Raw genomic sequence first — 15,175 nt, 5'->3', positions numbered from 1 at the left:
CTTTCAATTCGCCTGTACATGAAAGCGTTTTAATAGTGGTACTGATCATTATAAATGGAAAAGACGAAAAAAACAGGAGCGAACGTGAGCGCATTTTCCATAAAGTCCGGATACCACATCGTAAAGTCCGGATAATAGCATGCTTTGCATAGGGGACTCGAGGATTCCTTGAAGTGGAACAAGGCAAAGGTCCGGATAGGACATCATGAGGTCCAAATCATGATGCCGGATCGCAGTATACTGAAATTGCTTACGCGACATACCGGATTCACGACGAACACAGAAAGGGGAATCGATTTGAAAGCAGGCCAACTGAATAGAACCACACACCCAACCCTCGGGCGGATCAGAAAAAATTGGGGCCTGTATTTGCTGCTGCTGCCTGCGGTAGTGCTGGTTTTGTTGTTTTCTTACGTACCGATGTACGGGATCTTGATTGCATTCAAGGATTACAGTCCCGCTCTCGGGATTATGGACAGCCCCTGGGCAGGCCTGAAGTATTTCGAGAAGTTTTTTAACTCCTATCAATTCTCGACAACCATTACCAATACGCTGGTCATCAGCTTATACAGCGTGGCGACATTCCCGATTCCGATCATGCTTGCCTTGATGGTCAATCAAATGCGCCAGAATGGGTTCAAGCGCTTCTTTCAGACCGTAACCTATATGCCGCATTTTATATCCACGGTCGTGATGGTGGGACTCATGCTGATTCTGTTCTCGCCGGGCTCGGGATTGATCGGAAATATATTCCGGCTCTTCGGTGCTGAGGCGCCGAACCTGATGGGATCGGCCGGCTTGTTCAGCAGCGTGTATGTATGGTCGGATGTGTGGCAGCATACGGGCTGGGACAGCATTATCTATATCGCAGCGTTATCTGCGGTGAGCCCCAGCTTGTACGAAGCGGCCACGATGGACGGGGCAAGCCGGTGCCAAAAAATCCGGTTTATCGATATCCCGATGCTGATGCCAACGGTTGTGACTCTGCTCATTTTGCGGATAGGCAGCTTGCTTGGCGTCGGCTTCGAAAAGGTTTACCTTATGCAAAACAGTCTCAATATTACCTCCAGTGAGGTCATCTCCACGTATGTATACAAAATCGGGATGCTGAGCAGCCAATACAGCTTCTCGTCGGCCATCAATCTGTTTAATACGGTCATTAATTTTGCTCTGTTGATTCTGGTCAACCAGATTTCGAAAAAATACAGCGAAAACAGTTTGTGGTAACGCAAGAGAGGAAGGGTTCTATGGGTGTAGTGGAAGTAAGAGAGAAGACGGCGCCGCGGCAGAGGAATACCCGATCTTCCGACAGGGTGCTGGAAATCGGCCTGTATGTATTCGCTGTCTTGATGCTGATCGTGTTAATTTATCCGCTGTACTTCATCATCATCGCTTCGTTCAGCGAGCCGGCGGCGGTTGCGAATGGACAGGTATGGCTGTGGTCTAAGGATTTTACGCTGGCAGGCTATCAAGAATTGCTGAAGCACTCTAATATATGGATTGGGTACCGAAATACGATTGTGTATACGATTGTGGGTACCGCCATCGGCTTGGTGGTTAACATATCCGCAGCTTACGCGCTCTCGCGCAAAGACCTCGTGGGCCGCAAGTATATATCGCTGCTCTTTATTTTTACGATGTTCTTTAACGGCGGTTTGATTCCGACCTTTATGACGATCCGCGATTTCCAGCTGTACGATACGTTTCTGGTCATGGTGCTGCCGTTCTCGGTTGCCGCCTTCAACATCATTGTGGCGCGGACTTTTTTCCAAAGCAGCATTCCGGAGGATTTATGGGAGGCGGCACAGCTCGATGGCTGCGGAAATCTGAGATATTTCGTGACCATCGTGATTCCGCTCTCGAAAGCGGTCATCTCGGTCATCGCCTTGTGGACGGCCGTGGGTCACTGGAATTCCTATTTCAACGCCCTGATCTATTTAAAAGATACGAACCTGTACCCTCTGCAGCTCATTCTGCGCAATATTCTGGTCACCAACCAGATGCAGTCCGCCATGGGTACCGGAGAAGCCGCGGCCATCGCGCTGCGACTGGCCAATATTATGCGCTACGCGGTCATTATCGTCGCAACGGTGCCGATCATGTGCATCTACCCGTTCGTGCAGAAGTATTTCAATCAGGGGGTGATGATCGGAGCCGTGAAGTCGTAACACCGATGAATTTATGAAAAATAAGTATTGGGGGTATGGTTGAATGGGAACAAACAACGCAAAGAGGAAGCACCGCCTGAAGCTGGCTGCCGTCATCATGTTGGCCGCAATCCTGCTGCTGAATCTGGCGGGCTGCAGCGGCGGCAAGAAGGAGGACGCCAATTCGGATGCCGAAGCCGCTTTTAACAAAGAAGGCCTGCCGATCGTGAATGAGCCGATTACGCTGGACGTGCTGACCGTTCGCTGGGGCAATATGGGAGATACGTTCCTCCAGAACCAGTGGCTTAAGGATTTGGAGAAGGAGACCAACGTCAAAATCAATTGGCAAATCATGTCCTCCAATGATTGGGGCGAGCAAAAATCGATCATGCTGGCGAGCGGTACGCTGCCGGATATCATTTTCGGCGATATCGTGTTCAGCGATTCCGACATCGTGAACAACCTGTCGTATTTCCGCCCGCTGGATAACTACATCGATCAATACATGCCGAACCTGAAAGCGGCGCTGGAAGAAACGCCAGAAATGAAAAAGATGAGCACATTCCCGGACGGGAAAATCTACTCCTTGCCGGCGCGGCTGCCGTCAAGGCCGAAAGCATCGATTCAGCCGATCATCAACAAAGCCTGGCTGGATCAGCTCGGACTGGAAGTACCGGACAACACGGACGAGTTGTATAACGTATTTAAAGCGTTCAAAGAAGGAGATCCGAACGGCAATGGCAAGGCCGACGAAATTCCGGTCAGCGGATCGGGGAACATCAGCATCGATCTGTTGAATCCGTTCGGCATCACGGACATCAACGGAAACAGCATGATGGTTATCGATAACGAGCCCGTGTTCTACCCGGTGACGGAGAACTACAAGGAGGCGATCAAGTGGGCGCATAAGCTGTACGCCGAAGGCCTCATAGACCAAGAGATTTTCACGCAGGACAGCACCATGTCCACGGCGAAGCATCAGAATCCGGATGCGGCGCTGATCGGTTTTTCCAACCAATGGGTACCGGACGCGGTATTCGGGAAATGGAAGGATCAATACATCGCGATTCCGTCCATTGCCGGACCTGACGGGAAACGGTACCAGGGCGGCGAGCCTCAGGGCATGAGCCTGCGAAGAAACGAGTTCCTCATCACCACGTCGAACAAATATCCGGAAATTTCGGCGCGCTGGGCGGATCAGTTCTACACCAATGAAGCGAGCATCCAGAATTTCTGGGGAGCCATCGGCACGGTGATTCAGAAGAACGACGACGGAACGTTTACGCTCATGAGTCCGCCGGAAGGAACGAGTGCGGATGCCTGGTACTGGGAGCAATCCGTAAGGGATTTCGGTCCCAAGTACGTAAGCCCGAGCTTCGAGAAAAACATCATACTGGATGAGACCACGGGCGACGGCTTGAAGCTGGTCATCGACAAGCTGGGCAGCGATTACGTGACAACGCCGTTCCCGAACGTGATGTACAGCGCCGAAGAATTCCAGGAGCTGCCTACGCTGACAACGGATATCGATGGTTATGTCGGCACGACCCGCGCAAAATGGATATCCGAAGGCAACATCGATGCGGAATGGGATGCGTACGTCAAGAAGCTGAACGATATGGGCCTTGAGCGGCTGGTACAGATCCGCAAGGAAGCCTATCAGCGGTATATCAGCGTCAAATAAGGATTGGCTGCAATCGTCATGAGCTGCCCCGCAGATCGAAATGCTGCGGGGCAGCGTGATTTCGACATGGGATGAAAAAGGATTATGATCAGTATTCATGTATCAGACTTCAACGGAGAAGGCGGAATCATATTGGAGAAGCGAAGCGGTCCCCTTTGTCCCCGGATTATCACCATATAACAAAACGTAAAAAAATCTGGGGGCAACAGGGATCGTAAGTATGATCCGCATTCGAAGTGATGAATAAGCTTTTATTGAATCGAATTCTAGGGAACTCAGGAAGCAGCAATCATGGGAAACATCAAAGTCACGGTATGGAATGAATACCGGCATGAGAGACATAATGAACTGGTAGCCAGCATATATCCGAACGGCATATTCAATACCAGTGAGAGATAAGATATATACAAGGAGTGTTTTGATGATGAATCAATTTCGAATCGGCTTAATTGGTTTGGGCGGGATGGCGCAGGAGCATATCCGCTGGATGAATGAAGAGAAAATTTATCAGTTCGTGGCCGTAAGCGACGTCAACGGCGAAGCCGTGGCCAGAGTAGGTGATCAGCTGGGGATCGAGGACGGCAAGCGCTATGCGGATTTCAAAGATTTGATTGAAGATCCTGACGTCGATGCTGTCATTTCGGTTACGCCCAACAACGTGCACGCCGATATCATCAGTGCATGCTTGCAAGCGGGGAAACCTTTCTTGGCGGAAAAACCTTTTACGCGCGTCTTTGAAGAGGCCATCTCCTTGCTGGAGCTGTATGAGAAGCAGCCCGTTCCAGCCATGATCGGGTTTACGTACCGTTATACGCCTGCTTTTCGTTATGCCAGGGAACTCATTCGTACGGGCAAACTGGGTACGATCCGTCATTTCTCCATTCAGTATTTGCAGGGGTTTGGCGTGCCGAACCAGCAGGTTCCCTACATGTGGAGATATAACAAAGCCATCACGGGCACGGGGACGCTGGGAGATCTCGGTTCGCATATGATTGATATGGCCCGTTTTCTGTTTGGAGAGTTTGAAGAAATCACGGCCCAGCTACATACCATCATCCCGGAACGCCGGGACCCGGTGACGGGAGCCATGGCCAAGATCGAAGTCGATGATTTTGCCAGCTTTCAGGCCCGGATGACCGATGATATTATGGGCGTATTCCAGACGTCACGCAATGCATTCGGTTCAGGCAATCAGCATGAAGTGTCCATTTATGGCGACCACGGCACGGTCCACGCGAGTACATTGGATCCGGAGAGGGTCGTGTGGATTCGCGAAGAAGAGCCCGGGCAGCTCGCTAGAACGACAATGGAAGTGCCGCAGCATTGCAAAGTCAAGCAGTATGCCGATTTTGCCGCGATATTGCGGGGAACGCCTGCCGACGGAGTCCCCGGGTTTATGGACGGATACCGGAATCAAGAGGTGCTGGACGCGGTCGTCAGATCAAGCGAGACCAAAACGGTGGTAGAGCTTGGTAAATCCATCGGCCAACGGATCCAGAGTTTGTCATAACGTCTTGCCCATCCAGATATACAGCGCCATCAAACTGAACAGAAACAGGCAGAAGTTGACGCCTACAAACAATCCGCGGAGCACAGGCGAGCGGTGGAACTGAAAAGGAGTACGGAGGTCCCCCGTGCCTTCGATCAGGAACAGGATCAGCACTGTGTGAATGATCGTATGGCCGATGACTTCTTTGTAACCGAATACAAGGCTTGTCATAACAAAAATGCAGGATACCAGCAGCGCCGTGAACCGGTTCATGATGCCTACGATGAACGCCCATGCCAGCCCGATTTCGATAAAAGCGCTAATCATGACGAAATGCTCAATGGTAAAACCGAAGGTAGGAAGTCCATAGCTGCCCATAACCGTGCAGGCGAGCTCGGGAATGGTCAGCTTTTCCATGGCAAGCCAAGCGAGGGACATGCCTGTGCATATATACATGACCGGGGCTGCCGTTCTTTTTATAGGAGTGCCGCACACAAACAGATAATACACAATGCCGAGATAGATCAAATAATCGATGGAATGAAACATACCGTAGGACAAGGAAGCTTGGATATAGAGCAAGAATAGGATGGCGCCGCTCAACGGCAAGGTGCGTTTATAGAGCAGGCACGCTGCTGCTGCGGATAGGCCGAGGATAATCCACATGGAATTGGTTCGAAATTCGGGTGCGAGGTACGAGCCGCTCAGAAGCTGCAGCACCAGCCCGATAGCCAGCCCAAAACGCAGAATCACCTCGGTATGGGGCCTCAGCCTGTGCAGCCATCCGTGGATTCGCACGACGGGCCGCATCTTTCCCAAGGGATCGTGAAATGCGCATGTGAGCAATAAGATCAACAATGTAAACGCTAACCAAAACAGGAATGTCAGTGTAACGATGCGGGGAAAAGGCAGGGGGACCCATTCAAAGTTATCCGTGAACCATTTGACATGAATATAGATGTTGCTAATCTCGGAGAAATGCATTACCATTCAATCAGTTCCTCCCTTAACCAACTCTAGTCACCTATCCAAGATAATACAAAATTAACTAAAAAAGTATATTGTTGGATGAATATATCCCTCGTTATGATAATTTTATCCCTTAAGAGCGTTCATAGGCAGCGGTTGACTTTATAGTCATAGCGTCACCAAACAAGCCGATCCACCCGGATCGGCTTGTTTTTATGTCCCGTGTTAGGAGTTCTTTTTACTGCTGAATGCGGCTTAAAGACAGGCTCAACCCGGCTAAGGAAGCTGTGTTACGGCAGCATAACGTTCAATGGTTTCATAAGGCAGATGATCGGTAATCAGACGACCGTAATGCGCGATCCGTATGATGCCGTCCTCGTCCAATACAAACTCTGCTGGAATCCGATTGAAATTTGAACCTTCTTCCGGCGTCAGCTTGAAACCTGCCGCTTCGGCTTCATCCGTAAATTGATGCACATTCGGTTGAGCTAAGGTGGCTTGTGTCTTGGCTGCCGAAGTCTCGACTCCATAGAGCGTGTAGAGCTCCGCATTCGGATCGGCAATAAGAGGAAACGGAGTTTTCTGCTGACCAACATGCTGATGAAGCGCTGCTTCCGGTGATTCGAATACGCAAATGACATCGAGATGATACTGCTGCCACTGAGGATATCGTTGAATAAACTGGTGCACCCTCAGATTGCACAGTGCGCAGGCTGCGTTACGGAAAAAAGCGAGAAGTAATTTACGTCCGCGATAGGTTTCCAGCGAAATCATATTTCCATGTTGATCTACACTTTGAAATAATGGAGCATATTCTCCGGATTGAAGCACGTTGTTCATTTTGGATTTCCTCCTGGGTTAACGGTATATAGGCGTGAGGCCTAGTATGTTTAACACCGATTCGTTGCCATCCTCGTTGATAATCGTGATCCGGGCTGATCCGCTGATCAGGAACATGCCATACATCGCGGCATCCTCTCGATGAAAGATTCTCGATTTGGCTTCAAAATGTTTGGTAAAAGCATTAGCTTGAATCCATTCTTCTGGTGGTACAATTTTTAAATAAGGGAAGATGTCGGTTATTTGCTTGTCATTCAGTTCAGGCTTCATGGTTGGTTTCCGCCTTTCGGTAATCAACACGGACATGCGATACTGCTATTCTATATAGTTAACATTTCGGGCTGACAAAGTACAAGGGAATTTATCTGGATTTCATGGGAGAAGAACGCCTTTAACGACGGTTTGCTATAATGATGTGGGTGAGCGGTTTAAGTCAGGGAGAAGGGTGAAGAAGATGAATGAAACAGAATACATAAGGGATACACCCACGAAGATCAGGAAGGGACAAGGAGCGGTACTCATGCTGCAGGGCACCGCTTCGGATGTAGGCAAAAGCATCGTAACGACAGCGCTATGCCGCATATTTCTACAGGATGGTTATCGCACGGCTCCATACAAATCGCAAAACATGGCGCTTAATTCCTACGTGACGCCGGATGGCAAAGAGATCGGCAGAGCACAGGGCGTACAGGCTGAAGCCTGCGGCATTGCCGCAACAACGGACATGAATCCGATCCTGATCAAGCCGATAAAGGACATGTTTTCGCAAATTGTGATCCACGGCGTGCCCCAAATGCAGATGAGTGCGATGGATTACCGGACACAGTTCCTGCCGAAGGCCAAAGAGATTGTGTTGGATGCACTGGATCGACTACGGGAGCGTTACGACATCGTTGTTATGGAAGGCGCGGGAAGCCCGGCGGAGATCAATCTTAAGGATCGGGACATTGTTAACATGAACTTGGCAGGATGGGCGGATTCGCCGGTTATTCTGGTTGCGGATATCGATCGCGGCGGCGTGTTCGCTTCCATTGTAGGTACGCTTGAACTGCTTGAGCCCCATGAAGCGGCCAGGGTCAAAGGGTTTATCATTAACAAGTTCCGTGGGGATCTGGCGCTGCTTCAGCCGGGACTGGACTGGCTTGAAGAGCGGACAGGCATTCCCGTGCTAGGCGTACTCCCCTATATTCAGGACATGCGAATCGAGGCAGAAGATTCGGTTGTGCTGGATGAGCTTCAATATCAAAGACAGGAACAACGCGACCTCGATATTGTCGTGATCCGGTATCCGCGCATTTCGAATTTTACGGATGTTGATGCGCTGCGCTGGGAACCGGATGTTGTCGTTCGCTTCGTCCAATCAGCGGATGAACTCGGCACGCCGGACGTCATTATTTTGCCTGGCACCAAGGATACGATCAGTGACCTCGGGTTCCTCCAGGATCGGGGGCTGGCCGATGCGATCTTGAGGCAGACGCAGCAGCGGGATGTGCAGCTGGTTGGCATCTGCGGAGGATATCAAATGCTGGGCGAGCAGCTGTCGGATCCGCATGCGGTCGAAGGGCGCGTTCGGGAAGCGAAGGGGCTCGAACTACTGCCGATTCGGACTTCCTTTTTAAAGCACAAAAGGACCGTTCGGGTGAAAGGGGAATTGTTACAGGAACATCCTCTGAGGTTCGTTATTTCGGACACTGAGGCCGATTCGACGATTACGGCCTATGAAATTCATATGGGCGTGACGCAATGGAGTGCCTTGGCTGACGGCTCGGGATACCGACCGCTTTTTTCGATTGAAGCAGATGGTACAGATTCTTTAAAGGCGACAGAAGATATTCAGCCGCACGTTGAAGGGACAGCTACTTCGGATGGCCGCATATGGGGAAGTTATCTGCATGGCTTGTTTGACAATGATGTCTTCCGCAGGTCCTGGCTGAACGGCATTCGGATGAAGAAGGGGCTGATGCCAATTTCGGAAACGTACAAAGCAGAAGAACGCAAATTTGCGGAATTTGACCGTGTAGCGGACGTCGTTCGTAACCATGTGGATATGAAAAAAATATATGAAATCATCGGTTATACGCATTCATGATAAGGAATGCATCCAATCATTCGGGTAATAATGATGAATAGGAAGATAACACCATGCAGGTTGCATGGTGTTATTTGCGTGGAGCGAACAGAAAAAAGTTGATTAATTATAGGATAGGGGGGTATACTAAATATAGAAGCGGGTGAAAATGAAAATTCATCTTGCAGTATATCCAATGATTGGAGTGATAGCCCATGTTGAATAGGAAGGGCACCATACTAACCTTAACGGGCATACTTGCTTTTGGATTGTTGACAGCATGCGATAACGCGAAGCAGGCCCCTGATGCGGGCGGCCATGGCGGGAACCATGAACAGGAAAGCGAAAGCCAGGAAACAAACGGACACGGTAAACATGCTGGCGGGCATGAAACTGCCTCGGATCATTACAACGCAGCGTTTACATGGAATGAACCGGCAAGGGCAGGCGCCGAATCGGAGCTGACGATTCAAATTACGGATAAAGACGGTAAACCTGTCCAGGATTTTGATGTCAATCATGAGAAGCTCCTGCATCTGATCATCGTGAATCGCGATTTGTCTTTCTTCAACCATATTCATCCGGATTACAAGGAGAATGGCGTATTTACCGTGAACACGACATTCCCGGCTGGCGGCGAATATAAATTGTTCGCAGATTTTGTCCCTACAGGTGCTGGAGGGACCACGCTTAGCGAATGGGTTCAGATTGAGGGAGAAGAAGGAGAACCGTCGCCGATTCAACCGGATGCCAGCCTTATCAAACAAGTAAACGGCAAGGAAATTGAACTGAACTTAAGCAATACCTTATCGAATGAAGAGGTCGTGCTCGCCTATCATATTCAGGATGCAAAGACCAAGCAAGGAATCAACAATCTGGAGCCTTATCTGGGCGCAGTCGGGCACGTTGTCATTCTGTCCGAAGACGCGGAGCAGTACATCCATGTGCATCCTCTGGACGAGCAGAGCACAGGACCCAAAGCGGAATTTGCCACTACCTTTCCACACAGCGGCATCTACAAAATCTGGGGACAATTCCAGCATCAAGGTGAAGTGATGACCGTGCCCTTTGTTGTTGAGATAAAATAAATTTCGCTTAAGGAGTGATCGATATGACAGAACCATTGAAAATCTATACCATACCCACATGCAGCGATTGCCATCATGCCAAGCGTTACTTCAAGGAGCAGGAGGTTCCGTATACGGAGTATGATTGTACACAGAACCCGGAATATCCGGAAGAAGTGAAACGTCTGACGGGAAAACAGATTGTGCCTACGATCGTTATGGGTGAAAAAGTATTTATCGGATTTGCCGATAACTTTCAGGAAATCAGGGAATTGATTGAATAAATAAAGGTTCATGGAAATGAAAAAGAAGCTTGGATCGTTCCCAACGGGATGATCCAGGCTTCTTTTTGTGTTGAGGGATCCAGAGCGCATCGCATGGTCACCAAAGCGCGATGTGTCTCGCATGTGCCATTAGCCTCATGCCGCTAATCTCTCTCTTATGCCGATCAAGACGATGGACGCTTGCGGGTCAGTTCAATTACGCTGGCGAAGTCGTCCCCGCCAAAACCGCCTTCCACCCGGCGTTTCATCAGCTCATAAATCGGCGTGAACAGCTCGGGGCTGACGCCCTGTGCCCTGCTGACCTCCCCGATGGTGTCGTGAGCTGCTTGCATCGCCAGGCTCGCATCCTTGGCGGTATAATCGCCGGAGTCGATCTGCTTCGCCATCTCCGGCAGAGTGGACATCATGGCCTGCAGAAAAGGCATCAGCAGCGAAGTCGTGAAGTCTGAAGCCTTCGCTCCTTCGGTGCCTGCAAGCGCCGCGGCATGGATAAAACCGCCGAACATCCCATACATTCCGCTAAGCAGTGCCAAGTCATTCAGTGGGGCGAGGGCGGGATCAGGTCCCAAATAGTGACTTGTACCTAAACTGTCCAAGACCTGTTCATACGTTCCGTACGCAGTCTCTGAACCGCTGTAGAGTATGACGGCATGAGGTGTGGCGATCAGGGAAGGGACGGCCATGATGCCTCCATCCAGATATTCAGCGCCCAGGCTACTCATCCACGTCCCCATCGTGCGGGCTTGCTCGGGAGTGCCGGTTGTCAGATTTACGACAACCTTGCCGGAAAGGTTATCGCCAATAGGCTCGAGAATGTGCCGGGCGGCATCGTAATCCAGGACACAGACGACTACGAGGGGACTGGCGGCGATGGCATCTGCGATCTCCGTAGCGCCGGAGGCACCCAAACCTACAAGTTCAGCGGCTTTATCAGGTGTGCGGTTCCAGACGGTGGTGTCATGTCCGCTGTTCACGAAGGTGCGGGCCAGCTTGGAGCCCATGGCGCCTAATCCGATCACGGTTACTGAAGTAAGAGCAGAACTGTTCGCCTTCGCATTGGGCTGATGGTTAACGTGAGATGATCTATCAAGATTTGGATTCATCGGTAAAACCCCTTTCTGGACTGGAATGATACCGATTCTAAAGTATGACACTAGTGACAATGTCAAGACAGACGATCATCATGAAATTTGATGCTACACCTTATAAAACGTAAATAATCAGGTACTGTATGGCCAGAATGTTCGTTTTCATCAATTTTTTAATGGTAATTCGCAGGTGTAAATAATCAGTAGCGGTGTTATTATATGGGTTGCGTCTTTTGGAAAAATCGCTGCGGTAAGCGTTGATAGCCCATCGTAGATTTTTTGAAACGATTCGGAATATACCACGTATCAATACTCACTGCTTAGATGGAAGGGGTAGACACACAGTGGATAATGGGATGAACGTCATTTTGTTTGAAAAGAGGCCGGACGGTGAGCTGGTGCAGATTGAAGAACGGTCATGGACGATGAACATGGTCGCTGCCCTGGAGCATGTGAATTATATCGTTGTTGGCGGCCGGGAATATGAAACGATTGAAGGCAGATTAAATGTAGACACGGGCAAACTGGAGCTTCTGCTCGTTCCGATGCGGAACGATTAATTCTGTCCGAAAGGAGAAACCATCTTGAGTAATGAAAAAGACAAAAAAGATCAGTCAACATCCAAATGGCTGACGCCGGAAGGCAAACCGATTCGGGTCTTGTCGAGCTCGCTGGGCATCGCCTTGTTGGCGAACGCATTTCTGGTATCGGGCGCGGCTGCGAAAGACCTCGCTTCGGAAGCGGTTACCTCATCCGAAGAGCCGCAGCTGGTATCCTGGTCAACAGAAGAAGTGAAGAAGTATTTTGACAAGAATGTGGATTGGAACATTCCGTTTCCTAGTGAGGAAGAATTCCAGGAAGAGCCGGTAGAAGGAGCCGCTGCAGGATCGGGTTCGGGCGGCGGAACCACGATTGTCAACAACTATGGCGGGTACAATTCCGGCTTCGGCTGGGATGATCTGCTGCTCTATCACATGCTGTTTAACAATGGTTCTTATTATTCATCCAGCGGATGGTACAACAATCATCGCGGTTATTATGCGAATAACGGCAAGCCTTACAAACCCCGCACGTATTCGAGTGGTACGTTTCAGAATAAACCGGTGGTGAACTCCAATGTTCGCCCGAAAACCTCCACTTCTTCTTCGGGTACGATTACGCGCCGCTCCACGTCGTCGAAGTCCGGCGGTATTGGCGGCAATTCCAGCGGGTTCAGTTCATCGGGTTCGAAATCAAGCTCCAGATCCGGCGGTTTTGGAGGATGAGTCACGACAGCGTATTCACCGTATCGGGACAGCCTGACCCCAATCGGGATGGTCGCGTATCGGAGCTCGCGGAGCTCGGCTTTACCTGGGCGGATTTGGAAGGGGAAGCCTACTGGATAGACCAGATCGTCACCATACGCCAAGAGACCTATCGTGAGCTGGAAGAAGCGGCTGCGGTATTATGGGCCATGCTGGACAAAACCGTTCGTTATATTCATCGCAATCATCATATCTACGCCTTAATTGGCATTCCGCCCGTCCTGTGGCAGATGCTGGACGAATGTCCGCTGCCGGAAGAGGGATTGATCAGCCGATATGCCAGGTTTGATTTTGCTATTGCCCATGACGGCAGCATCAAGCTGCTGGAGCTGAATGCGGACACGCCTACAGGTTATGTTGAGGCTTCCATTGCAACGCCGTGGATGTGCCGTCAGGCTGGCATCTTCTCTCCCAACGAACGGATGCAAGAGCTGGTCGCACAAGCGTGGGGGGCAGAGCGTCCGGATACGGCCGCCTGCATTGCTTACGGCGAGCATAAAGAGGACTCCGGTACGATCGAAGCATTGGTTCGGCACAGCGGGCTGGATATCCGGCTGGTGGATTGTCTTGATCTGTGGGTGGACGAAGGCATGCTGAAGGACGGCGACGGCCGGGAGATTCACCGGATGTTTGCCCTATATCCGAAGGAGTGGATGTCCGTCGATGATGGCGGAGATGCGCTTGCCTATGCCATCGAGACGGGACGGCTGCAGCTGTTCAACTCGCCGCACAGCATTTTACTGCAATCCAAAGGACTGCTTGCCGCCATGTGGGGGATGTATGAGCTGGGTCTTTTGTTCGATGAGAAAGAACGTGCAGCCATCGTTAATTATATGCTGCCGACATACAACAAACCGGTATTCTCCGGTAACTTTGTATCCAAGTCGATGTTCGGCCGCGAGGGTGGTTCTGTCAAGCTGTACGACCAGGCCGGACAACTCGAGGTAGAGGATCAGGACGGGTACGATACAAGCGTCATGTTTCCGACGGTCTATCAGCGGAGGGCAGACCTGGCCCGCGTCGAGACGGCGGAAGGCCATTTTCATTTACTGACAGGATTGTTCGTCCTGAATGGCAGCCCTTGCGGTTTGCTGGGACGGGCGGGCGGTTTGATTACGGGTAATTCCAGCCATTTTATCGCAATGGGAGTGAAATAAATGCAGTTGAAACAAGATAGAAGGCAGCATAGCGGTGCTCCTAAGGGAAAGAGGAAACCTCCGGTCGTTCTGGCGGCACTCCTATTATCCCTCATGGTTTTGGCGCTGAGTGCCTGCTCCGGCAATGGGTCCACGGTGTTCCACACCGGATCGGAGGAAGTATCTTCAACCTCTGCTCGCGTGCCTTGGGACTACCGGATCGTTGAAGGGACCGTTGGCGATTTGATAGGCGGCGATATGACCGTCCTGCCGGATAACGAGCTTCTGCCTAACGATAACAACTATGCTACCGGGGACAACATTTGGACGCTTCAATTCATGGATGCGGAGCTTACCACGGATGCGAATCAGCGCAATGATATCCGTTTATCGTCTTGGCAGACCATTAAGTCGTTCAAGGACAAAAAGACGGCGGAATCGGATTTAGCCAACCTCAAAGTCACGGTCAAAACCGACGTGAAGCTGGTTGGGGTTTATAAAACAACGTATAAAAAGGACACCAGGCATTTTGCTGTCATCGAGCTGCCGACGGGCAACCGGATCAAGCAGCCGATCGATGAGAAGCGTTATGCCGCAATGGAAAAGAAGGACAGGGTTGATGTTGTATTGGAGGAAGTTCATGATTTCGCCGATTACGACTTGGCCTATGCAAAATTTCGGGGGTGGGCGGATTGACGGTCGTCATTAATATTGTTGTAAGTGTGATCTGCATTATCGTGCTTCAATTGCTGGGTATGCTGATTTTCAGCTGGATGACCCGGTTTAACGACATGGAAGAGCTGAAGAAGGGGAATGTCGCGGTGGGTCTTGCATTTGGAGGCAAGTTTATGGCAACAGCCATCATTCTGGGCATATCCGCATATACGAATTCATCGATCTGGCACATGATGCTGTGGTTTGCCGTCGGATATGTATGTTTGATTGTGGCCTATTGGGTATTCGAGCTGGCTACGCCGGGTATTCGAATATCCGAGCACCTGCAAAAGGGGAACGTCGCGATCGGCATTCTGCTTGCGATGGTGTTTATCGGCACGGCCTTTGCGATCAGCAGCCTGATTATTTAGGTCAAATTAGCACC

At 50.5% G+C, this 15,175-nt stretch carries 16 protein-coding genes and 1 pseudogene; 13 read left to right on the top strand and 4 right to left on the bottom strand.

Annotation, left to right across the window (positions count from 1 at the left end; genetic code table 11):
• The first annotated feature begins 297 nt into the window (after nucleotides 1–297).
• From PLA01S_RS09490 to PLA01S_RS09470, 5 genes and pseudogenes are all read left to right on the top strand, one after another.
• Nucleotides 298–1,227, top strand: coding sequence for an ABC transporter permease (locus PLA01S_RS09490; RefSeq protein ID WP_127592208.1), 930 nt, complete (start codon nucleotides 298–300; stop codon nucleotides 1,225–1,227).
• A 20-nt stretch (nucleotides 1,228–1,247) separates the two neighbouring features.
• On the top strand, nucleotides 1,248–2,168 hold the full coding sequence (locus PLA01S_RS09485) for a carbohydrate ABC transporter permease (RefSeq protein ID WP_127591784.1): 921 nt from the start codon (nucleotides 1,248–1,250) through the stop codon (nucleotides 2,166–2,168).
• Between the two features lie 43 nt (nucleotides 2,169–2,211).
• A complete protein-coding gene (locus PLA01S_RS09480; RefSeq protein ID WP_127591783.1) occupies nucleotides 2,212–3,831 on the top strand; it encodes an extracellular solute-binding protein in 1,620 nt (539 codons plus the stop codon).
• A gap of 291 nt (nucleotides 3,832–4,122) precedes the next feature.
• A pseudogene (locus tag PLA01S_RS33015) lies at nucleotides 4,123–4,209 on the top strand (ThuA domain-containing protein); the annotation flags it as partial.
• A 46-nt stretch (nucleotides 4,210–4,255) separates the two neighbouring features.
• Complete coding sequence (locus PLA01S_RS09470) at nucleotides 4,256–5,341, top strand: Gfo/Idh/MocA family protein (protein ID WP_127592206.1); 1,086 nt, start codon at nucleotides 4,256–4,258, stop codon at nucleotides 5,339–5,341.
• Here PLA01S_RS09470 and PLA01S_RS09465 read toward each other — a convergent pair.
• The 3 genes from PLA01S_RS09465 to PLA01S_RS09455 form a co-directional block, all read right to left on the bottom strand.
• A complete protein-coding gene (locus PLA01S_RS09465; protein WP_127591782.1) occupies nucleotides 5,336–6,310 on the bottom strand; it encodes a hypothetical protein in 975 nt (324 codons plus the stop codon). The two genes, PLA01S_RS09470 and PLA01S_RS09465, sit on opposite strands and share 6 nt — an antisense overlap.
• Nucleotides 6,311–6,565: 255 nt before the next feature.
• On the bottom strand, nucleotides 6,566–7,129 hold the full coding sequence (locus PLA01S_RS09460; protein WP_127591781.1) for a redoxin domain-containing protein: 564 nt from the start codon (nucleotides 7,127–7,129) through the stop codon (nucleotides 6,566–6,568).
• A gap of 18 nt (nucleotides 7,130–7,147) precedes the next feature.
• The gene (locus PLA01S_RS09455) at nucleotides 7,148–7,399 is read right to left on the bottom strand and encodes a cyclic nucleotide-binding domain-containing protein (RefSeq protein WP_127591780.1); all 252 of its coding nucleotides are present in this window, start codon (nucleotides 7,397–7,399) and stop codon (nucleotides 7,148–7,150) included.
• Between the two features lie 184 nt (nucleotides 7,400–7,583).
• On the opposite strand from PLA01S_RS09455, the gene PLA01S_RS09450 reads away from it, so the two are divergent.
• The 3 genes from PLA01S_RS09450 (at nucleotide 7,584) to PLA01S_RS09440 (ending at nucleotide 10,548) form a co-directional block, all read left to right on the top strand.
• Nucleotides 7,584–9,218, top strand: a complete 1,635-nt coding sequence (locus PLA01S_RS09450; RefSeq protein WP_164817385.1) for a cobyric acid synthase — start codon at nucleotides 7,584–7,586, stop codon at nucleotides 9,216–9,218.
• Nucleotides 9,219–9,412: 194 nt separating this feature from the next.
• Nucleotides 9,413–10,285 (top strand): DUF8832 domain-containing protein, encoded by an 873-nt coding sequence (locus PLA01S_RS09445; RefSeq protein ID WP_127591779.1) that lies wholly within the window; start codon nucleotides 9,413–9,415, stop codon nucleotides 10,283–10,285.
• A 23-nt stretch (nucleotides 10,286–10,308) separates the two neighbouring features.
• Nucleotides 10,309–10,548, top strand: a complete 240-nt coding sequence (locus PLA01S_RS09440) for a glutaredoxin family protein (protein WP_127591778.1) — start codon at nucleotides 10,309–10,311, stop codon at nucleotides 10,546–10,548.
• Between the two features lie 164 nt (nucleotides 10,549–10,712).
• On the opposite strand, the gene PLA01S_RS09435 is transcribed toward PLA01S_RS09440, so the two are convergent.
• Nucleotides 10,713–11,651 (bottom strand): NAD(P)-dependent oxidoreductase, encoded by a 939-nt coding sequence (locus PLA01S_RS09435; RefSeq protein WP_127591777.1) that lies wholly within the window; start codon nucleotides 11,649–11,651, stop codon nucleotides 10,713–10,715.
• Between the two features lie 329 nt (nucleotides 11,652–11,980).
• Here PLA01S_RS09435 and PLA01S_RS09430 point away from each other — a divergent pair, with 329 nt between their 5' ends.
• From PLA01S_RS09430 to PLA01S_RS09410, 5 genes are read left to right on the top strand one after another with little or no spacing between them, the layout of a single operon-like run.
• Nucleotides 11,981–12,196, top strand: a complete 216-nt coding sequence (locus PLA01S_RS09430) for a hypothetical protein (RefSeq protein WP_100536170.1) — start codon at nucleotides 11,981–11,983, stop codon at nucleotides 12,194–12,196.
• 24 nt (nucleotides 12,197–12,220) lie between these two features.
• On the top strand, nucleotides 12,221–12,901 hold the full coding sequence (locus PLA01S_RS09425; RefSeq protein ID WP_127591776.1) for a hypothetical protein: 681 nt from the start codon (nucleotides 12,221–12,223) through the stop codon (nucleotides 12,899–12,901).
• Complete coding sequence (locus PLA01S_RS09420; protein WP_127591775.1) at nucleotides 12,898–14,097, top strand: glutathionylspermidine synthase family protein; 1,200 nt, start codon at nucleotides 12,898–12,900, stop codon at nucleotides 14,095–14,097. The genes PLA01S_RS09425 and PLA01S_RS09420 overlap by 4 nt, the downstream gene beginning before the upstream one ends.
• Nucleotides 14,098–14,772 (top strand): hypothetical protein, encoded by a 675-nt coding sequence (locus tag PLA01S_RS09415; RefSeq protein WP_127591774.1) that lies wholly within the window; start codon nucleotides 14,098–14,100, stop codon nucleotides 14,770–14,772. It abuts the gene before it with no gap.
• Nucleotides 14,769–15,161, top strand: a complete 393-nt coding sequence (locus PLA01S_RS09410) for a DUF350 domain-containing protein (protein WP_100536174.1) — start codon at nucleotides 14,769–14,771, stop codon at nucleotides 15,159–15,161. The genes PLA01S_RS09415 and PLA01S_RS09410 overlap by 4 nt, the downstream gene beginning before the upstream one ends.
• The last annotated feature ends 14 nt before the right edge of the window (nucleotides 15,162–15,175 follow it).

It is taken from the genome of Paenibacillus lautus NBRC 15380, assembly GCF_004000945.1.
GTDB classification, from domain to species: domain Bacteria; phylum Bacillota; class Bacilli; order Paenibacillales; family Paenibacillaceae; genus Paenibacillus_AQ; species Paenibacillus_AQ lautus.
The sequence above is the reverse complement of the archived record's forward strand: the minus strand, read 5'-3'. Positions and strand labels throughout refer to the sequence as shown.